This is a genomic window from Pseudomonas danubii, assembly GCF_042980055.1.
Classification (GTDB): Bacteria; Pseudomonadota; Gammaproteobacteria; order Pseudomonadales; family Pseudomonadaceae; genus Aquipseudomonas; species Aquipseudomonas danubii.
Window position 1 is genome coordinate 6,002,357 of sequence record NZ_CP116502.1, and the last position, 19,765, is coordinate 6,022,121.

The following is a 19,765-nucleotide window of genomic DNA, read 5'->3' on the forward strand; positions in this document are numbered from 1 at the left end:
AACTGACCACCCCTACTCTCGCTCTGCAAGAATATGCGGTGGTCGAATTACACATAACTAACAGACTGATTGTTAATCAGCTTGAGCGAGCTTTAAGCCCATTTTCTGAAAACCATTCATACGCCTCACGCAACCCTGATCTCAAGTTGATACTTGACTTCCAGCCTAAAAGTTCAATACGTGAAACATCCATTAGCTTTCGAGGAGCCCCATCAGGTTTAGTGGCATCAAATATCACCCTACCTTTAAATCCAGTAACCTGAGAAATTGTCTCTGCCAACTCTCGAATAGTACAGTCTTCGCCAGTTCCAACATTAATGTGTGAGAGCATGGGCTGTGTGTGACGCTCATAAACATCTCGCGACAGCTCCATAACATAGACTGACGCGCTGGCCATATCGTCGACATGTAGAAACTCACGCTTCGGCGAGCCACTCCCCCAAATAACCACTTCATCCTTATTATACAAAACAGCCTCGTGAAAGCGACGAAGTAACGCAGGTATCACATGAGAATTATCTGGATGATAATTATCATTAGGACCATACAAATTAGTCGGCATTACACTTCTATAGTCTCGACCATATTGACGGTTATAACTTTCACACAACTTGATTCCAGCGATCTTCGCAATCGCATAGGGCTCATTTGTTGGCTCCAACTTCCCCTGCAACAAATCACTTTCAGCCATTGGCTGAGGAGCTGCTACAGGATAAATGCAAGAGGACCCCAAAAAGAGCAATTTCTGCACACCATTCATATGCGCAGAGTTAATCACATTAGTCTGCATTACCAAGTTTTCATAAATGAATTCTGCGGGATAGGTATTATTCGCATGAATACCCCCTACTTTCGCCGCAGCCATGTAAACTTGTTTAATTTTATTTTTAGAAAAAAAAGCTTCAACAGCACGCTGATCAAGAAGATTTAATTCGTTTCTATCTCGAGTGATTAGATTTTTATAACCCAGACTTTGCAACCGGCGCATTATGGCGGAGCCAACCATCCCATTATGACCAGCAATAAATATGCCGTCTTCCTGATAATTAGTCATATCAGTTCTCCAAAGAAACAGGCAGATCGTAACCATGTTTCTTCAGCAGCGCATGTCGTTTGGCTACCTTAAGATCTTCACAGATCATCTCAGCACACATTTCTTGAGCTGTAATTTCTGGAGTCCAGCCTAACTTCACTTTAGCTTTAGTAGGATCACCTAACAATGTTTCCACTTCGGCAGGACGGAAGTAGCGCGGATCGATACGCACAATCACGTCGCCCGGCTTCAACGACGGAGCGCTATCCCCCACGATAGACTCAATGAAGCCTTTTTCTTCTAGGCCACTTCCCTCAAAACGAATTTTTATTCCTAGCTCGGCGGCAGACCATAAAATAAAATCACGAACAGAATATTGCACACCAGTAGCTATTACAAAATCTTCAGGCTTATCTTGCTGAAGCATCATCCATTGCATGCGTACGTAATCTTTGGCATGCCCCCAGTCACGAAGTGCATCCATATTCCCCATATACAAACACTGCTCGAGACCTTGAGCAATATTGGCTAATCCCCGAGTAATTTTTCGAGTAACAAAGGTTTCACCGCGACGTGGCGATTCATGATTAAAAAGAATTCCGTTACAGGCATACATTCCATATGCCTCTCTGTAGTTTACAACAATCCAGTAAGCATATAGTTTTGCAACAGCATATGGGGACCGTGGATAAAATGGAGTTGTTTCACGCTGCGGAACCTCCTGAACTAGCCCATAAAGCTCCGAGGTTGAAGCTTGATAAAAACGGGTTTTTTTCTCCAGCCCCAATAAACGGATTGCCTCTAAGATACGCAGCGTCCCCATTGCATCAACATCCGCAGTATATTCAGGAGACTCAAAACTTACAGCAACATGGGACTGAGCCCCTAAGTTGTAGACCTCATCAGGTTTAACTTCTTGAATAATCCGGGTCAGATTTGAAGAATCAGTTAAATCACCATAATGCAAAATAAAACGCTGATCATCAACATGTGGATCTTGATAAATATGATCTACTCTTTGGGTATTAAAGGAAGAAGCACGACGCTTGATACCGTGGACCTCATAACCCTTTTCCAGCAGAAACTCTGCCAGGTATGATCCGTCCTGCCCCGTAATACCAGTAATCAATGCTTTTTTAGCTGTCATTTCCACTTCCTAAATCTATAGTTCTGATATTGCAAAAAAAAATCACAAGCAAAAAAAAATGTCAACAGAAGATAATTATCCGAAAAAACAAAGAACGGCATAATGGCGCAACTGAAAGCCCTTGACAGATACGAAGATGAGCCTACACATTTTCATCACCAACAGAATCTCTTCGACTAACAATGCTTGGGTATATACCATGTAGCATCATTGTATTTTGATGCCAGTTTTACACTCTTGCAATATCGAAACGTCTAAGAGCGCATACTCATCTAAAAAACAAGCAGAACCCTAGCAATAGGAGCCGTACAATTCCAGCGTTATTTTGCACCTAGGATGGGCAACCTTCATACAAGGATGCTATTAGAGGCTACTGCTGACCAAATCAACTAGCGATGATCTGAAAACTCAAAATATAAAGCATGTGGGTGGGCAATCTAGCAAAAACCACTGAATACTTCGGCAAAAAATTACATCCCCCCAAAATAAAATTTCTCACGAAGAAGAAATTCACTCTGGCATACTTATCTACTCCAATTTCAAATCAGCACCATAATGCATTTACGGCACCCGAATAAAAAATGAAGACCATTAGATAATATCATCCTCATTGACTCTATCCCTTAATTCCTTACCCGGCTTAAAGTGAGGCACAAACTTCCCATCCAAACTAACAGATTGACCTGTTTTAGGATTACGCCCAACACGCGGAGCACGGTAATGAAGGGAAAAACTACCAAACCCTCGAATCTCTATTCGATCCCCAGTAGCCAGACACTGAGACATTTGCTCAAGCATAGTCTTGATAGCCAACTCGACATCCTTGGATGACAGCAGCCCTTGATGGGTGACAATTCGTTCGATCAACTCCGACTTCGTCATATTTTTCCCTTCTTTTTCAAGCAGCTAGGTCAGTGCTCAAAAGGTTTTAGCATGCTCTGAAGGTTTTGAACAGCCCAAGAACTGCGTAGATAACACAAACTCCTTTTGCCAGCGATAGAGACGCAGAGATGTAAACTCAGGCCTTTCTATCGACACATCACGAGCATCGTACGCGCGAGGTACCCCGCCGGGTTCCAGCCGAAGGGATAATCCCCCTCCTCGTCCTTGGCGTCGCTCGACTTAGTGATGATTTTGTAACCACCAGCCTTACATTCGCTCGCAGCACGCCTGTAGCACTGCCCCCAATCCGCTCCCAAACCTGAACAATCGATCTCAATACCACTGACCCCACGAACAGCATGAGTCTTTACATTGGTCGCACAACCAACCAACAAAAGAACCAAAATAATCATAACCAGCCTGCTCATGCTCTTCCTTATAGCAGCCCCTGCTGCTCGAATGATGCACATCCAAGGCAAAGCCTAGCTCCGAATATGCAGCCGGCCACCTAAGAAAGAGACAGCTCACGGTACGTGTTGGTTTCCCTTGCGGAGAACTCTCAAACTAACGATTTTGGAGCAAAAAAAAGAGCGACCGAAGTCGCCCTTTTTATGGTCTGACAGAACTTAGTTCTGCTTTTCCATCTGTGCACGCAGCAGGTCACCCAGAGTGGTAGGACCAGCAGCGATATCCGAAGCAGCTGGCTTGTCGCGCAGGCTCTGGATAGCTTCTTTCTCGTCTTCAACGTCTTTCGACTTGATCGAGAGCTGGATTACACGGCTCTTACGGTCAACGCTGATGATCTTGGCTTCAACTTCTTCGCCTTCTTTCAGAACGTTACGCGCATCTTCGATGCGGTCGCGGCTGATTTCGGAGGCTTTCAGAGTAGCTTCGATATCGTTAGCCAGGGTGATGATGGCGCCTTTGGCGTCAACTTCTTTTACAACACCCTTAACGATTGCGCCTTTGTCGTTCTCTTGAACGTACTCGGAGAACGGATCGCTTTCCAGTTGCTTGATACCCAGGGAGATACGCTCGCGCTCTGGGTCAACCGACAGGATAACGGTGTCCAGCTCGTCGCCCTTCTTGAAGCGACGTACGGCTTCTTCGCCCACTTCGTTCCAGGAGATGTCGGACAGGTGAACCAGACCGTCGATGCCGCCGTCCAGACCAATGAAGATACCGAAATCGGTGATCGACTTGATGGTGCCGGAGATCTTATCGCCCTTGTTGAACTGGCCAGAGAAGTCTTCCCATGGGTTGGACTTGCACTGCTTGATGCCGAGGGAGATACGACGACGCTCTTCGTCGATGTCCAGAACCATAACTTCCACTTCGTCGCCGACTTGTACGACTTTCGAAGGATGGATGTTCTTGTTGGTCCAGTCCATTTCCGAAACGTGCACCAGGCCTTCCACGCCTTCTTCCAGCTCAGCGAAGCAGCCGTAGTCGGTCAGGTTGGTTACACGAGCGGTAACGCGGGTGCTTTCTGGGTAACGAGCCTTGATAGCAACCCATGGATCTTCGCCCAGTTGCTTCAGGCCCAGGGAAACACGATTGCGTTCGCGATCGTACTTCAGAACCTTGACATCGATCTCGTCGCCAACGTTGACGATTTCGGAAGGATGCTTGATACGCTTCCAAGCCATGTCAGTGATGTGCAGCAGGCCATCGACGCCGCCCAGATCAACGAATGCGCCGTAGTCAGTGAGGTTCTTGACGATACCTTTGACTTGCTGACCTTCCTGCAGGGATTCCAACAGAGCTTCACGCTCAGCGGAGTTCTCGGCTTCGAGGACGCTACGACGGGAAACGACAACGTTGTTGCGTTTCTGGTCGAGTTTGATGACTTTAAACTCGAGCTCTTTGCCTTCCAGGTGCGTGGTGTCGCGCACTGGACGGACGTCAACCAGAGAACCTGGCAGGAACGCACGGATGCCGTTAACGTCGACTGTGAAGCCGCCTTTAACCTTACCGTTGATAACGCCCTTGACCACTTCTTCGGCTGCGAAGGCTGCTTCCAGAACGATCCAGCATTCAGCGCGCTTGGCTTTTTCACGGGAGAGCTTGGTTTCACCGAAACCGTCTTCAACCGAATCCAGAGCAACGTGAACTTCATCACCAACATTGATGGACAGTTCGCCAGCATCGTTGTAGAACTGCTCAAGCGGGATCAGTGCCTCAGACTTCAGACCAGCGTGAACGGTTACCCAACGCGCTTGGTAGTCGATGTCGACGATAACACCGGTGATGATGGAGCCTGCCTGAAGGTTCAGGGTTTTTAGGCTTTCTTCAAAGAGTTCCGCAAAGCTTTCGCTCATTTTAATTCCTGTTGATAAGGGCGAAGAATACGCCCATCTGCCACATCCCAGACAATGTGGGTTACGTTCATATAAAAGAAAGATCGCAGGACTATGACTGGTCCCCCGCGACCCTCCTTGTTCACCCGGCGATATCGCGGATGGCGATCTCACTCAAGATGCGTTGCAACACCTGATCGATGGACAACTCCGTGGAATCCAGCTGTATGGCGTCGGCCGCCGGCTTGAGCGGGGCTACCGCTCGCTGGGTGTCGCGCTCGTCGCGCGCACGTATCTCATCTAGCAGACTCGACAGACTAACACCATCGACTTTTCCCTTCAACTGCAAGTAGCGCCGACGAGCACGCTCCTCGGCACTGGCAGTCAGGAAAATCTTCAATGGCGCATCAGGAAACACCACGGTGCCCATGTCGCGACCATCCGCAACCAGGCCCGGCGGCTCTTGGAATGCACGCTGACGCTGTAACAAGGCATCACGCACAGCCGGCAGCGCTGCCACTTGAGACGCCCAGGCTCCAACCTGCTCATTGCGCAGGTCGTCGGTCACATCATCGCCCTCGAGGATGATCCGCTGTGGATGATTTTCAGTGGCACCGAGAAACTGCACATCCAGATGAGCCGCCAACAACTTCAGCGACTCTTCGTTAGTCAGGTCAACGCCATGATTGCGTGCGGCGAAAGCCAGCAGCCGGTAAAGAGCCCCGGAGTCCAGCAGGCACCAACCCAGATGCTTGGCCAGCTTGCCAGCAATGGTGCCTTTACCTGAACCACTTGGCCCATCAATGGTGATCACGGGCGCCTTGATATTCACGACTGAGCCTCTTGCGCGACACGAATCCCCACCTGCGCGCACAACGCAAGAAAGTTCGGGAACGAGGTAGCAACGTTCGCACAGTCGTGGATACGAATCGGCGCATTGGCACGCAACGAAGCAACGCTGAATGCCATGGCGATACGGTGATCACCATGACCATGCACTTCACCGCCCCCAATCTGGCCACCCTCAATAATGATGCCGTCAGGAGTCGGCTCACACTTGACTCCCAAGGTCAGCAAGCCATCAGCCATTACCTGGATACGATCGGACTCCTTGACCCGCAGCTCTTCCGCGCCACGCAGCACAGTACGCCCTTCGGCGCAGGCGGCAGCCACGAATAGCACAGGGAATTCGTCGATCGCCAATGGAACCAACTCTTCAGGAATCTCGATCCCCTTGAGCTTGGCAGCACGCACATGCAAATCGGCAACCGGCTCACCGCCGACTTCGCGCTGGTTTTCCAGACGAATATCAGCGCCCATGAGGCGCAGGATATCTATCACGCCAGTACGGGTCGGGTTGATTCCCACATGCTCCAGCACCAACTCAGAGCCTTCGGCGATGGAAGCAGCTACCAGAAAGAACGCCGCAGAAGAAATGTCTGCAGGGACTTCGATATGAGTTGCCTTGAGCTTACCGCCCGACTCAACCGATGCAGTTGCACCGTCAACACTCACCGGGTAGCCAAAACCACGCAGCATACGTTCAGTATGGTCGCGGGTCGGTGCTGGCTCTGTGACTGTGGTCTTCCCCTCAGCATACAAGCCAGCCAACAGCAGACAGGACTTAACCTGGGCACTGGCCATTGGCAAGGTGTAGGTCAGCCCTTTGAGCTTGTGACCACCACGAATCACCATTGGCGGGCGACCTTCGGCCGCTGTCTCGATCACCGCACCCATTTCCCGCAGCGGGTTGGCCACGCGATTCATCGGACGCTTGGACAGCGAGGGGTCCCCCGTGAGGGTGCTGTCGAAGCTCTGCGCAGCCAGCAGACCGGAGAGCAGGCGCATCGAAGTGCCGGAGTTACCCAGATAGATCGGGCCCGGCGCTGGCTTCAAGCCATTCAGACCAACACCATGAATAGTCACACGCCCATGGTGCGGACCTTCGATGACCACCCCCATATCGCGGAAGGCCTGCAGCGTCGCCAGAGCATCCTCACCCTCGAGAAACCCCTCGACTTCGGTGGTGCCCTCAGCCAGGGAGCCAAGCATGATCGAACGGTGGGAAATCGATTTGTCGCCCGGTACACGAATCCGCCCAGACAGGCGGCCACCAGGATTTGCCAGGAAAATCAGATCGTTGGAGTTCATAGCGTCCACATAGGCCCGGCGGGCCAGGATTTTACCGAAATGCTCGCGGGCAACCCGGGCGCGAGTGAATACGCCCAACAACTGATGCCCGTCCCCTGCATTGACCGCGTCGCGCAAGGCGTCGAGATCGTTGCGAAATGTATCGAGTGTGCGCAGAACTGCTTCGCGGTTGGCGAGGAAGATGTCGTGCCACATGACCGGGTCGCTGCCGGCGATTCTCGTGAAATCGCGGAACCCGCCCGCAGCGTAACGGAAGATGTCGAGATTTTCACTGCGCTTGGCCAGGGAGTCGACCAGACCAAATGCCAGTAAGTGCGGCAGGTGACTGGTCGCTGCCAGAACTTCGTCGTGGCGCTCGACCTGCATGTGCTCGACATCAGCCCCCAACTCACGCCAAAGCTTGTCGACCAGATCCAGCGCGGCAGGATCGGTTTGCTCCAGAGGCGTCAGGATCACCTTGTGACGACGGAACAACTGCGCATTAGAGGCTTCGACGCCGCTCTGCTCGGAGCCGGCAATAGGATGCCCCGGGACGAACCGAGCTGGCATACCCGCAAAGGCCGCCTGCGCCGCACGCACCACATTACCCTTGGCACTGCCAACATCGGTCAGCACCGCCGACCCCAGATCCATGCCGGCCAACAGTGCCAGCAGTTTTTCCATGGCCAGAATCGGTACCGCGAGCTGAATCACATCGGCCCCCTGGCAAGCCAGAGCCAAGTCCTCCTCACAGCGATCCACCACCCCCAGCTCAACCGCCAACTGGCGGGACTGCGGGTCCAGATCGACACCGACCACTTCGCGACATACACCACTTTCGCGCAACCCCTTGGCAAAGGAGCCACCAATCAACCCCAGGCCGATCACCACCAGGCGACCGATCATAGGCACAGCAGATTGCATTGGAATGACATCAACCACGGGCCAGAACCTTGGCCAAAGCCTCAAGGAAGCGAGTGTTTTCCGCAGGCAAGCCAATGGTGACGCGCAAATGGTTCGGCATGCCGTAGTTAGCCACCGGACGCACAATCACACCTTCACGCAACAACCCCTGGAACACTGGCGCAGCTTCACGCCCCAGATCCACGGCGATGAAATTGCCCTTGGAAGGGATCCAGCTCAACCCCAGATCGCGGAAACCCGCCTCCAGCTGCTGCATGCCCGACTCATTCAATCGACGGCTCTCAGCCAGGTAATCCTCGTCCTGCAAGGCGGCACAGGACGCCGCCAAAGCCAGGCTGTTGACATTGAATGGCTGACGCACCCGATTCAGCACATCCGCCACCACCGGGGTCGAGAGACCATAACCAACCCGCAAGGCCGCCAGACCATAGGCCTTGGAAAAGGTCCGTGACACCAGCAGGTTCGGGTAGGCTGCCAGAAAGTCCAGACCGTCCGGCAGGTCGCTGCCTTCGGCATACTCGATATAGGCCTCATCCAGCACTACCAAGACATGGGCAGGCACGTCCTGAAGAAACTCATCCAGCGCCTCGGCGCTGAACCAGGTCCCTGTCGGGTTGTTCGGATTAGCGATGAACACCACACGGGTCTGCTCATCGATCGCCTGGAGCATGGCCGGCAAATCGTGCCCCCAGTTGTTGGCGGGAATTACTTTTGCCTGGGCACCGACCGCCTGGGTCACGATGGGGTAGACGGCAAACGCGTGTTCACTGAACACGGCATTCAGGCCTGGCGCCAGATAGGCGCGAGCCACCAACTCCAGAATGTCGTTGGAGCCGTTACCCAGGGTTACCTGCTGGATCTCTACACCACAGCGCTCGGCCAACAGGGACTTGAGAGCAAAGCCGTTGCCATCAGGGTAACGGGTCAGCTCCGCCAGCTCGTCGCGAATAGCTGCTAGCGCCTTGGGGCTGGCGCCCAACGGATTTTCATTGCTTGCCAGCTTGACGATAGTGGCCGGATCGATGTCCAGCTCACGAGCCAATTCGTCCACGGGCTTGCCCGGAACGTAAGGCGAAAGTTGTTGCACGCCTGGTTGTGCCAGTGCGAGGAAGTCGCCACTCATTGTTAAAGCCTCAGAGAACCGCTTTCGGGTAGGAACCCAGCACCTTGAGTGCCACTGCTTCCTGACTGATCTTCTCCAGCACATCCTTGATCAACGGATCACGGTGGTGGCCAACGAAGTCGATGAAGAACACATAGGTCCATTTGCCGCTGCGCGAGGGTCGGGTCTCGATGCGCGTCAGGTCGATGCCGTTGTCGTGGAACGGCACCAGCAGCTCGTGCAACGCACCGGGCTTGTTGCTCATGGAGACAATGATCGAGGTCTTGTCGTCGCCAGTCGGCGGCACTTCCTGATTACCGATCATCAAGAAGCGCGTGGAGTTGTCCGGACGATCCTCGATTTTCTCTGCCAGTCGCGTCAGGCCATACAGACCCGCTGCCATATCCCCAGCGATGGCCGCCGAATTCCATTCACCCTTGACCCGTTTGGCCGCCTCAGCGTTGCTGGACACCGCCACGCGCTCGACATTCGGATAATGGGCGTCCAGCCACTTGCGGCACTGGGCCAGGGACTGGGCATGGGAATAGATACGGCTGATGCTGTCGGTCTTGGTGTTCTCGCCCACCAGCAGATGGTGGTGGATACGCAGCTCGACTTCGCCGCAGATAACCATATCGTGTTCGAGGAAGCTGTCGAGGGTATGGTTGACCGCGCCCTCGGTGGAGTTTTCCACCGGCACCACGCCGAAATTAACCGCACCGGCCGCTACTTCGCGGAACACTTCGTCGATCGCCGCCATCGGCTTGCTGATCACCGCATGACCGAAATGCTTCATGGCCGCAGCCTGGGTGAAAGTGCCTTCGGGACCGAGATAAGCCACCTTCAGCGGCTGCTCCAGCGCCAGGCACGAAGACATGATTTCGCGGAACAAACGCGCCATCTCTTCATTGCCCAGCGGCCCCTGGTTGCGCTCCATCACCCGCTTGAGCACCTGAGCCTCGCGCTCGGGACGATAGAACACCGGCACTTCGCCTTCTGCCAGGGAAGCCATCTTGACCCGGGCAACTTCCTGAGCACAGCGCGCACGCTCACTGATCAACTCCAGGACCTTCTCGTCCAGAGCATCAATGCGCAGGCGCAGGGCCTTGAGTTCTTGCTCAGACATCAGCCATGTTCCTTCTCGAACTCCGCCATGTAGGCTACCAGCGCATTGACTGCGTTGATGTCCACGGCGTTATAGATGGAGGCGCGCATGCCGCCCACCGAGCGGTGTCCCTTGAGGTTGAGCAGGCCACGAGCCTCGGCGCCAGCCAGGAACGGCTTGTCCAGGCGATCGTCGGCCAGACGGAACGGCACGTTCATCCAAGAGCGGTCGGACTTGTTGATCGGGTTGCTGTACAGGCCGCTGGCATCGATGAAGCCATACAGGGTGCGCTGCTTGACTTCGTTGAGCTTGGCGATGGCTTCCACCCCGCCCTGTTCCTTGAGCCATTCGAACACCAGGCCGGACAGGTACCAGGCCAGGGTCGGCGGGGTGTTGTACATCGAGCCGTTATCCGCCGCGACCTTGTAGTCGAGCATGGTCGGGCACAGGGAACGGGCACGACCCAGCAGATCCTCGCGAATGATGTTCACCAGGATGCCGCTGGGGCCAATGTTCTTCTGCGCACCGGCGTAGATCATGCCGAAACGGGAAATATCCACGGGGCGCGAGAGGATGTCGGAAGACATGTCGGCCACCAGGGGAACGTCGCCGGTTTCTGGAATCCAGCTGAACTCCAGGCCACCAATGGTTTCGTTCGGCGCGTAATGCACGTAGGCCGCGTCCTTCGACAGCTGCCATTCGTTCTGGCCGGGAATTGCAAAGTAGTCATAAGGCTTGGCAGTGGCCGCGACATTGACCTGACCATAACGAGAGGCCTCTTCAATGGCTTTCTGCGACCAGATACCAGTGTCGATATAGTCGGCCTTACCGCCTTCAGGCAGCAGATTCAGTGGAATCTGGGCAAATTGCTGGCTGGCGCCGCCTTGCAGGAACAGCACTTTATAGTTCGAGGGGATATTCAGCAGATCACGCAGATCCTGCTCGGCCTTGGTGGCGATGGAGACGAACTCATCGCTGCGATGACTCATCTCCATGACCGACAGGCCCTTGCCATGCCAATCCAACAATTCGGCCTGGGCACGCAACAGGACAGCTTCAGGTAGCGCAGCGGGACCTGCGCAGAAGTTATAGGCTCGTTTGCTCACATCCACTCTCGCTATGCATTCACGGTAGCGGACAGAGCAAACACTCTGCCCTGCTACGATTTATTTAGTCTTTCGACTCTTCTTCGCCTGCGGCGTCTGCCTGTTGGCCATCGGTTGCATCATCCGGCTCGGCCACCGTTTCCAGCACGGTACCCTCGAATTCAGCGCCCTCTTCACCTTCGTACTCTTCACCTTCGTACTCTTCGCCTTCGATCTCCGATGGCTCCTGCACCCGCTCCAGGCCTACCAGGGTTTCATCGCTGGCCAGCTTGATCAGGGTCACGCCCTGAGTGTTACGGCCCAGGCTCGACACTTCGTCGACACGGGTACGAACCAGGGTGCCCTGATCGGAAATCAGCATGATCTCCTCTCCGTCCAGCACCTGGACCGCGCCTACCAGGCGACCGTTACGCTCGTTGCTGACCATGGCGATAACGCCCTGACCGCCACGCTTGTACTCTGGGAACTCGCTGATGGCCGTGCGCTTGCCGAAACCACGCTCGGAGGCGGTGAGAATCTGGCTGCCCTCTTCCGGAATCAGCATGGAGATCAGCTTCTGGCCTTCGGCCAGACGCATACCGCGTACACCACGGGCGGTACGGCCCATGGCACGCACGTCGGACTCCTTGAAGCGAGTCACTTTGCCACCATCGGAGAACAGCATGACTTCACGCTCGCCATCGGTAATCGCAGCGCTGATCAGCACATCGCCTTCGTCCAGCTCCAGGGCGATCAAACCGACGCTACGCTGACGGCTGAAGGATTCCAGCGGGGTCTTCTTCACGGTGCCGTTGGCGGTGGCCATGAAGATGTAGTGACCTTCGGTGTATTCCTCTACCGGCAGCATGGTGGTGATGTACTCGCCATCGTCCAGCGGCAGCAGGTTCACCAGCGGACGGCCACGAGCAGCGCGGGATGCTTCAGGAATTTCGTAAGTCTTGAGCCAGTACACCTTGCCCTTGCTGGAGAACAGCAGCAGCGTGGTGTGACTGTTGGCTACCAGCAGGTGAGCAATGTAGTCCTCATCCTTGACGCCAGTAGCGGATTTACCTTTACCGCCACGACGCTGAGCCTGGTACGCAGCCAGGGGCTGGGTCTTGGCATAGCCGCCGTGGGAAATGGTCACCACGCGCTCTTCTTCCGGAATCATGTCGCCCAGGGTCAGATCGAGACGTGCATCGAGGATCTCGGTGCGACGCACATCGCCGTATTCGGCACGGATCACCTCCAGCTCTTCGCGGATCACTTCCATCAGGCGCGTGGCGCTGTTGAGGATGCGGATCAGCTCGCCGATCTGGTTGAGGATCTCCTGGTACTCGGCCAGTAGTTTTTCGTGCTCAAGACCGGTCAGGCGGTGCAGACGCAGCTCCAGAATGGCTTGCGCCTGCTCCGGGGACAGGAAGTACTTGCCATCACGCAGACCGTATTGCGGATCAAGGTTTTCCGGACGGCAGGAGTCCGCGCCGGCACGCTCGACCATGGTCATCACCGCGCTGGATTCCCATGGAGTGCTGATCAGCGCTTCCTTGGCTTCCGACGGTGTTGGCGAGGCCTTGATCAGGGCAATGACCGGGTCGATGTTGGACAGGGCAACAGCCTGGCCCTCAAGGATGTGGCCACGCTCACGCGCCTTGCGCAGTTCGAACACGGTACGACGGGTCACCACTTCGCGACGGTGACGAACGAAGGCTTCCAGCAGATCCTTGAGGTTGAGGATCCGCGGACGGCCGTCGATCAGCGCCACGATGTTGATGCCGAACACGGCTTGCAACTGGGTCTGGGCGTAGAGGTTGTTGAGGATCACCTCGGGCACTTCGCCGCGACGCAGCTCGATGACCACGCGCATACCGTCCTTGTCGGACTCATCGCGCAGTTCGGTGATGCCTTCGAGTTTCTTCTCTTTCACCAGCTCGGCGATCTTCTCGATCAGGCGGGCCTTGTTCAGCTGGTAAGGCAGCTCGGTGATGACGATCTGCTGGCGGCCACCCACCTTGTCGATGTCTTCGATGATCGAGCGGGCACGCATGTAGATGCGGCCACGGCCGGTGCGATAGGCCTCGATGATGCCTTCACGACCGTTGATGATCGCTGCGGTCGGAAAGTCCGGGCCGGGGATGTACTGCATCAGCTCGTCGACAGTCAGCTCGGGATTGTCGATCAGCGCCAGGCAACCGTCGATGACTTCACCGAGGTTGTGCGGCGGAATGTTGGTCGCCATGCCCACGGCAATACCGCTGGAACCGTTGACCAGCAGGTTGGGGATCTTGGTCGGCATGACCGCCGGGATCATCTCGGTGCCGTCGTAGTTCGGCACCCAGTCCACGGTTTCCTTGTGCAGGTCGGCCAGCAGCTCGTGCGCCAGCTTGGTCATGCGCACTTCGGTGTATCGCATGGCCGCCGCGTTGTCGCCGTCGACCGAACCGAAGTTACCCTGGCCGTCTACCAGCAGGTAGCGCAGGGAGAATGGCTGGGCCATACGAACGATGGTGTCGTACACCGCGGTATCACCGTGCGGGTGATACTTACCGATCACGTCACCGACAACACGGGCAGATTTCTTGTACGGCTTGTTCCAGTCGTTACCGAGCTCGCTCATCGCGTACAGCACACGCCGGTGCACGGGCTTCAAGCCATCGCGCGCATCAGGCAGTGCCCGCCCGACGATTACGCTCATCGCGTAGTCGAGGTAGGACTGTTTCAGCTCGTCTTCGATATTGACCGGGAGGATTTCTTTGGCCAGTTCGCCCATGAGAAGCCTGATTCCTTTTTCTGGTGAAACTTCGTCACATCCATATGGGACGAACGAAGCTCGCCGCTGCAGGCCTAGTGCCATGCACCGACTTACGACAAATCAACAAGTTATGCCATGGATTTGCGCAGTGAAGGCAGTCGCATCGGACCGCCTTGGAAACCGCCGGATGTTATCACAATCGCCGCCACGCACCTATCCCCCTGACGCGCATGGAGCATAGTTAGTTGACCGGTGACAGCCTGATAAGAGACGAGAGAGGCTCAGAGGCCAAATTCGCACACATTTATGTGTTTTTTCCGACTCGGCGGCCCACCTCGGAAGTCATGGACAGCAACCTTCGAGGCCGAACATCAATGCAAGCGCTTACGGCACATCAATTGCGCCATCTTTGCTGCATCCGGACGTTCGACGACACCCTTTTCGGTGACGATGGCGTCGATCAGGTCCGCGGGCGTCACATCGAACACCGGATTGAAGACCTCCACATCCGCCCCCACCCGCTTGCCAGCGAGCTCCAGCAACTCTGCGGCGTCGCGCTCCTCGATGGGAATGTCGTCCCCACTGGCCAGATTCATGTCGATGGTCGAACTGGAGGCCACCACCATGAAGCGCACTCCGTGATGCATGGCATTGACCGCCAGCTGATAGGTGCCGATCTTGTTCGCCACATCGCCATTGGCGGCGATTCGGTCAGCACCGACAACGACCCAGGTCACACCTTTGGTCTTCATGATGTGGGCGGCGGCAGCGTCGGCGTTCAAGGTCACAGGAATGCCATCACTGGCCAACTCCCAGGCTGTCAGGCGCGACCCTTGGAGCCAGGGCCGGGTTTCATCGACATGAACTCGCTCCACCATGCCTTCCAGCCAAGCCGCACGAATCACCCCCAGAGCCGTGCCGAAGCCGCCGGTCGCAAGAGCGCCTGTATTGCAATGAGTCAACAAGGCCTGGGGATTGCCTTGGTGCCGACGAATCAAATCCACGCCCAGCTGAGCCATGGTCAGGTTGGCCTCACGATCACTCTCATGGATCGACATGGCTTCGGCTTCCAGTGCCGTCAACGGCTCAGCCAGGTCCTTGACCCGATCCAGGCGCTCGCGCATGCGATTCAAGGCCCAGAACAGATTGCCACCGGTCGGGCGGGACTCCGCCAGCAGGGCAAAATCCGCCTCCAGAGCGGCCAACCAATCGCCGCCTGCGGCAAAGCGCGCACGAGCCGCCAGGACCAGACCATAAGCTGCGCTGATGCCAATGGCTGGAGCGCCGCGCACCACCATTGAACGAATCGCTTCGGCGACCCTGGCCGCGCTGTCGCAGGCAACCCAGGTCTCCTCGAAGGGCAGGTTCCGCTGATCGAGCAGGTACAGAGTGTTATCCCGCCAATCAATGGCCTTGACCTTCTCCGCAGCCAACAGACGATCGCGCATCCCTCACCCCGTACTCATGAACAAAAGCCGCGGATTATAGCGATCCCCCCGCCAAGACGCTCGGGTATACTTCGCCATCCTTTATATGAAGCCCTGGACCGATATTCGATGCCGAACCGTGAGACTGCGCTCGACCTGCTGCTGTTACCGACCTGGTTGGTGCCAGTGGAGCCAGCCGGCGTCGTCCTCAAGGAACACGGCCTGGGCATCCGCGACGGACGTATTCTGTTCATCGGCCCGCGAGCCGAGGCGTTGAAGTTTCGCGCCACCGAAGTTCGCGAACTGCCCGGCATGCTGCTCAGCCCGGGACTGGTCAATGCCCACGGGCACGCAGCCATGACGCTGTTTCGCGGCCTGGCCGACGACTTGCCACTGATGACTTGGCTGGAAAAGCATATCTGGCCCGCCGAAGCCAAGTGGGTGGATGAAGCCTTCGTCCGTGACGGTACCGACCTGGCCATCGCCGAGCAGATCAAAGGCGGTATCACCTGTTTCTCTGACATGTACTTCTTTCCGAAGGTTGCCAGCGAGCGCGTTCACAACAGCGGCATACGTGCCCAGATCGCCATACCGATCCTCGACTTCCCCATTCCTGGCGCCCACGACGCCGACGAAGCCATTCGTCAGGGCGTCGAACTGTTTGGTGATCTCAAGCATCACCCAAGGATCAAGATCACCTTCGGTCCCCATGCGCCCTACACCGTAGGCGATGAGAATCTGGAAAAGATCCGGGTGATCGCCGAAGAACTCGACGCCTCGATCCACATGCATGTGCATGAAACCGCGTTCGAAGTGCAGCAATCCCTGGAGCAGCGTGGCGAGCGCCCACTGGCGCGCCTGGCTCGCCTGGGCCTCCTGGGGCCGCGCTTCCAGGCGGTTCATATGACCCAAATCAGCGATGACGACCTGGCTTTACTGGTAGAAACCAACACCAGTGTCATTCATTGCCCGGAATCCAACTTGAAACTGGCCAGCGGCTTCTGCCCGGTAGAGCGCCTGTGGCAGGCCGGGGTCAACGTCGCGGTAGGCACCGACGGTGCGGCCAGCAACAACGATCTGGACCTGCTGGGGGAAACTCGTACCGCCGCACTACTGGCCAAGGCCGTGGCTGGTTCGGCAACCGCCCTGGATGCCCATCGCGCCCTGCGCATGGCCACCCTTAATGGCGCCAGAGCCATGGGACTGGAAAGCGAAGTGGGCTCTCTGGAAATCGGCAAGGCCGCAGACATGGTGGCCTTCGACCTGTCCGGCCTGGCCCAGCAACCGATTTACGACCCTGTGTCGCAACTGATCTACGCCACTGGCCGGGACTGCGTGAAACACCTGTGGGTCGCCGGCAAGCAACTGCTGGATGACCGGCGCCTGACTCGCCAGGACGAACAACAGCTGAGCGCCACCGCCCGCAGCTGGGGCCAGCGCATCAGCGGCCACGCCCAATAACCCGGACCTTGAGCGGACGCTCGAGGCCCAACAGAGAATTTCTTAGCTTTGGAGTATCACCCATGAGCAACGTCGACCACGCTGAAATCGCCAAATTCGAAGCCCTGGCCCATCGCTGGTGGGACCGCGAAAGCGAATTCAAGCCCCTGCACGACATCAACCCGCTTCGGGTCAACTGGATCGACGAACGGGTCGGACTGGCCGGCAAGAAGGTACTCGACGTCGGCTGTGGCGGCGGCATCCTCAGCGAGGCCATGGCTCAGCGCGGCGCCACCGTGACCGGGATCGACATGGGTGAGGCACCTCTGGCGGTCGCCCAGTTGCACCAGCTGGAATCCGGCGTAAATGTCGAATACCGGCAGATCACCGCTGAAGCCCTGGCCGAGGAGATGCCTGAGCAGTTCGACGTGGTTACCTGCCTGGAAATGCTTGAGCACGTCCCTGACCCTTCATCGGTGATTCGCGCCTGCTTCCGCATGGTCAAGCCCGGCGGCCAAGTGTTCTTCTCCACCATCAACCGCAACCCCAAGGCTTACCTGTTCGCCATCATCGGTGCGGAATACATCATGAAACTGCTGCCTCGCGGCACCCACGATTTCAAGAAGTTCATCCGTCCTTCGGAACTCGGCGCCTGGAGCCGCTCTGCCGGCCTGACCGTCAAGGACATCATCGGCCTGACCTACAACCCCCTGACCAAGCACTACAAACTGGCAGCGGACGTTGACGTCAACTACATGATCCAAACCCTGCGAGAGGAGTGAGACATGGCCATCAGAGCCGTTCTTTTCGATATGGATGGCACCCTGCTCGACACCGCGCCCGACTTCATCGCAGTCTGCCAGGGCATGCGCCGTGATCGCGGCCTGCCGCCGATTGCCGACCAACATATCCGCGACGAAGTTTCGGGCGGCGCCAAGGCCATGGTAGCCGTGACGTTTTCCATGGACCCGGAATCCCCGGGATTCGAGGCGTTACGCCTGGAATTCCTCGAGCGCTACCTCAAGCATTGCGCCGTGCACAGCAAGCTCTTCGACGGCATGGCGGAGCTACTGGCCGATATCGAAAAAGCCAATCTGATCTGGGGGGTGGTAACCAACAAGCCACTGCGCTTCGCCGAGCCGATCATGCAGCAGCTGGGGCTGGCCGAACGCTCGGCACTGCTGATCTGTCCCGACCACGTGAAGAACAGCAAGCCCGACCCCGAGCCGCTGATTCTGGCATGCAAGATGCTCGAGCTGGACCCGTCCACCGTACTGTTCGTCGGCGACGATCTGCGGGATATCGAATCCGGCCGCGACGCCGGCACCAAGACCGCCGCCGTGACCTATGGCTACATCCATCCGGACGATAATCCCCGGCACTGGGGCGCCGACGTGGTGGTCAACCATCCGCTGGAGCTGCGCCAGGTTCTGGATAACGCATTGTGCAGCTGCTAAGCGGCAGCAATTCCCGGCTAAGCGCCGGAGACGATCGAATTTCTGTTGAGGCCTTTTATGTTTGATTATTCCGCTCGCCCTGAACTGCTCAAGGACCGGGTCATTCTGGTCACCGGCGCCGGGCGTGGCATCGGCGCCGCCGCCGCCAAGACCTTTGCCGCCCACGGCGCCACTGTACTCTTGCTGGGCAAGACCGAAGCCAACCTGACCGAGGTCTACGACGCCATCGAAGCGGCTGGCCATCCCCAGCCAGTAGTGATTCCGTTCAACCTGGAAACCGCCCTGCCGCACCAGTACGACGAACTGGCAGCGATGATCGAGACCGAGTTCGGCCACCTCGACGGCCTGCTGCACAATGCCTCGATCATTGGCCCTCGCACGCCGCTGGAGCAGCTCTCGGGGGAAAACTTCATGCGAGTGATGCAAGTCAACGTCAACGCCATGTTCATGCTGACCAGCACCCTGCTGCCCCTGCTCAAACTGTCCCAGGATGCTTCGGTGGTGTTCACCTCCAGCAGCGTCGGCCGCAAGGGTCGGGCCTATTGGGGCGCCTACGGCGTGTCCAAGTTCGCCACTGAGGGCCTGATGCAAACCCTGGCCGATGAGCTGGACACTGTGGCGCCGGTCCGTGCCAACAGCATCAACCCGGGCGCCACCCGTACCAGCATGCGTGCCCAGGCTTATCCGGGCGAGAACCCCAGCAACAACCCGACACCGGAAGAGATCATGCCGGTCTACCTGTATCTGATGGGCCCGGACAGCACCGGAATCAACGGCCAGGCTTTCAACGCACAGTAACCCTCTCCGTTCGTCGCGACAGAATACTGTCGCGACGCCTTGGCAAGCCCCATCCCCCACGGGTTTCAAGCCAAACAAATGTCGGCCAAGGTAAGTCGTGCTCCCGCACACTCACCAAGCATTTGAATTCAAACAAGTTTTATTCGTATGAACCGAATGGCACGAGTTTCGCTCTAACAACAC

At 56.5% G+C, this 19,765-nt stretch carries 16 protein-coding genes; 4 read left to right on the forward strand and 12 right to left on the reverse strand.

The annotated features are described in order from the left end of the window. Positions 1-76 precede the first annotated feature (76 nt). The 12 genes from PFZ56_RS26875 to mtnA all read right to left on the reverse strand — a co-directional run bounded on the left by PFZ56_RS26875 (position 77) and on the right by mtnA (position 15,908). Entirely contained in the window at positions 77-1,054 is a 978-nt protein-coding gene (locus PFZ56_RS26875) for a GDP-L-fucose synthase (protein ID WP_102880473.1), read from the reverse strand. Between the two features lies 1 nt (position 1,055). Then, entirely contained in the window at positions 1,056-2,180 is a 1,125-nt protein-coding gene (gmd, locus tag PFZ56_RS26880) for a GDP-mannose 4,6-dehydratase (RefSeq protein ID WP_102860854.1), read from the reverse strand. Positions 2,181-2,771: 591 nt separating this feature from the next. Further along, positions 2,772-3,062, reverse strand: a complete 291-nt coding sequence (gene ihfB, locus PFZ56_RS26885; RefSeq protein WP_102860853.1) for an integration host factor subunit beta — start codon at positions 3,060-3,062, stop codon at positions 2,772-2,774. Positions 3,063-3,208: 146 nt separating this feature from the next. Beyond that, on the reverse strand, positions 3,209-3,490 hold the full coding sequence (locus PFZ56_RS26890; protein ID WP_170003859.1) for a hypothetical protein: 282 nt from the start codon (positions 3,488-3,490) through the stop codon (positions 3,209-3,211). 198 nt (positions 3,491-3,688) lie between these two features. After that, positions 3,689-5,383 carry a 30S ribosomal protein S1 gene (rpsA, locus tag PFZ56_RS26895; RefSeq protein ID WP_007931318.1) on the reverse strand — a complete coding sequence of 565 codons (1,695 nt, stop codon included), beginning with the start codon at positions 5,381-5,383 and terminating at the stop codon, positions 3,689-3,691. A gap of 121 nt (positions 5,384-5,504) precedes the next feature. After that, entirely contained in the window at positions 5,505-6,194 is a 690-nt protein-coding gene (gene cmk, locus PFZ56_RS26900) for a (d)CMP kinase (RefSeq protein WP_011062580.1), read from the reverse strand. Next, the gene (locus tag PFZ56_RS26905; RefSeq protein ID WP_170003871.1) at positions 6,191-8,398 is read right to left on the reverse strand and encodes a bifunctional prephenate dehydrogenase/3-phosphoshikimate 1-carboxyvinyltransferase; all 2,208 of its coding nucleotides are present in this window, start codon (positions 8,396-8,398) and stop codon (positions 6,191-6,193) included. Before PFZ56_RS26905 ends, cmk begins: the two co-directional genes overlap by 4 nt. 28 nt (positions 8,399-8,426) lie before the next feature. Beyond that, positions 8,427-9,539, reverse strand: coding sequence for a histidinol-phosphate transaminase (hisC, locus tag PFZ56_RS26910; protein ID WP_110653110.1), 1,113 nt, complete (start codon positions 9,537-9,539; stop codon positions 8,427-8,429). Positions 9,540-9,549: 10 nt separating this feature from the next. Beyond that, positions 9,550-10,644 carry a prephenate dehydratase gene (gene pheA, locus PFZ56_RS26915; RefSeq protein ID WP_016964092.1) on the reverse strand — a complete coding sequence of 365 codons (1,095 nt, stop codon included), beginning with the start codon at positions 10,642-10,644 and terminating at the stop codon, positions 9,550-9,552. Next, positions 10,644-11,729: a 3-phosphoserine/phosphohydroxythreonine transaminase gene (gene serC / locus PFZ56_RS26920; RefSeq protein WP_102880987.1), complete on the reverse strand. Its 1,086-nt coding sequence runs from the start codon at positions 11,727-11,729 to the stop codon at positions 10,644-10,646. Before serC ends, pheA begins: the two co-directional genes overlap by 1 nt. Before the next feature lie 64 nt (positions 11,730-11,793). Next, positions 11,794-14,478 (reverse strand): DNA gyrase subunit A, encoded by a 2,685-nt coding sequence (gene gyrA, locus PFZ56_RS26925; protein ID WP_170003861.1) that lies wholly within the window; start codon positions 14,476-14,478, stop codon positions 11,794-11,796. Between the two features lie 353 nt (positions 14,479-14,831). Next, a complete protein-coding gene (gene mtnA, locus PFZ56_RS26930; protein ID WP_170003863.1) occupies positions 14,832-15,908 on the reverse strand; it encodes an S-methyl-5-thioribose-1-phosphate isomerase in 1,077 nt (358 codons plus the stop codon). Between the two features lie 108 nt (positions 15,909-16,016). On the opposite strand from mtnA, the gene PFZ56_RS26935 reads away from it, so the two are divergent. The 4 genes from PFZ56_RS26935 (at position 16,017) to PFZ56_RS26950 (ending at position 19,582) form a co-directional block, all read left to right on the forward strand. Further along, a complete protein-coding gene (locus PFZ56_RS26935; protein ID WP_170003865.1) occupies positions 16,017-17,348 on the forward strand; it encodes a TRZ/ATZ family hydrolase in 1,332 nt (443 codons plus the stop codon). A gap of 62 nt (positions 17,349-17,410) precedes the next feature. Next, positions 17,411-18,109: a bifunctional 2-polyprenyl-6-hydroxyphenol methylase/3-demethylubiquinol 3-O-methyltransferase UbiG gene (gene ubiG, locus PFZ56_RS26940; RefSeq protein WP_016964097.1), complete on the forward strand. Its 699-nt coding sequence runs from the start codon at positions 17,411-17,413 to the stop codon at positions 18,107-18,109. 3 nt (positions 18,110-18,112) lie between these two features. Beyond that, a complete protein-coding gene (mupP, locus tag PFZ56_RS26945; RefSeq protein WP_102880479.1) occupies positions 18,113-18,784 on the forward strand; it encodes an N-acetylmuramic acid 6-phosphate phosphatase MupP in 672 nt (223 codons plus the stop codon). A 57-nt stretch (positions 18,785-18,841) separates the two neighbouring features. Beyond that, a complete protein-coding gene (locus PFZ56_RS26950) occupies positions 18,842-19,582 on the forward strand; it encodes a YciK family oxidoreductase (protein ID WP_102880480.1) in 741 nt (246 codons plus the stop codon). The last annotated feature ends 183 nt before the right edge of the window (positions 19,583-19,765 follow it).

Excerpts from the sequence above, each read along its gene's own strand:
- ihfB (WP_102860853.1), bottom strand. The coding sequence starts at position 3,062 with ATGACGAAGTCGGAGTTGATCGAACGAATTGTCACCCATCAAGGGCTG.
- hisC (WP_110653110.1), bottom strand. The coding sequence starts at position 9,539 with ATGAGTGGCGACTTCCTCGCACTGGCACAACCAGGCGTGCAACAACTT.
- mupP (WP_102880479.1), top strand. The coding sequence starts at position 18,113 with ATGGCCATCAGAGCCGTTCTTTTCGATATGGATGGCACCCTGCTCGAC.
- PFZ56_RS26950 (WP_102880480.1), top strand. The coding sequence starts at position 18,842 with ATGTTTGATTATTCCGCTCGCCCTGAACTGCTCAAGGACCGGGTCATT.
- ubiG (WP_016964097.1), top strand. The coding sequence starts at position 17,411 with ATGAGCAACGTCGACCACGCTGAAATCGCCAAATTCGAAGCCCTGGCC.
- mtnA (WP_170003863.1), bottom strand. The coding sequence starts at position 15,908 with ATGCGCGATCGTCTGTTGGCTGCGGAGAAGGTCAAGGCCATTGATTGG.
- rpsA (WP_007931318.1), bottom strand. The coding sequence starts at position 5,383 with ATGAGCGAAAGCTTTGCGGAACTCTTTGAAGAAAGCCTAAAAACCCTG.
- pheA (WP_016964092.1), bottom strand. The coding sequence starts at position 10,644 with ATGTCTGAGCAAGAACTCAAGGCCCTGCGCCTGCGCATTGATGCTCTG.
- PFZ56_RS26905 (WP_170003871.1), bottom strand. The coding sequence starts at position 8,398 with ATGATCGGTCGCCTGGTGGTGATCGGCCTGGGGTTGATTGGTGGCTCC.
- gmd (WP_102860854.1), bottom strand. The coding sequence starts at position 2,180 with ATGACAGCTAAAAAAGCATTGATTACTGGTATTACGGGGCAGGACGGA.
- gyrA (WP_170003861.1), bottom strand. The coding sequence starts at position 14,478 with ATGGGCGAACTGGCCAAAGAAATCCTCCCGGTCAATATCGAAGACGAG.
- PFZ56_RS26875 (WP_102880473.1), bottom strand. The coding sequence starts at position 1,054 with ATGACTAATTATCAGGAAGACGGCATATTTATTGCTGGTCATAATGGG.
- PFZ56_RS26890 (WP_170003859.1), bottom strand. The coding sequence starts at position 3,490 with ATGAGCAGGCTGGTTATGATTATTTTGGTTCTTTTGTTGGTTGGTTGT.
- PFZ56_RS26935 (WP_170003865.1), top strand. The coding sequence starts at position 16,017 with ATGCCGAACCGTGAGACTGCGCTCGACCTGCTGCTGTTACCGACCTGG.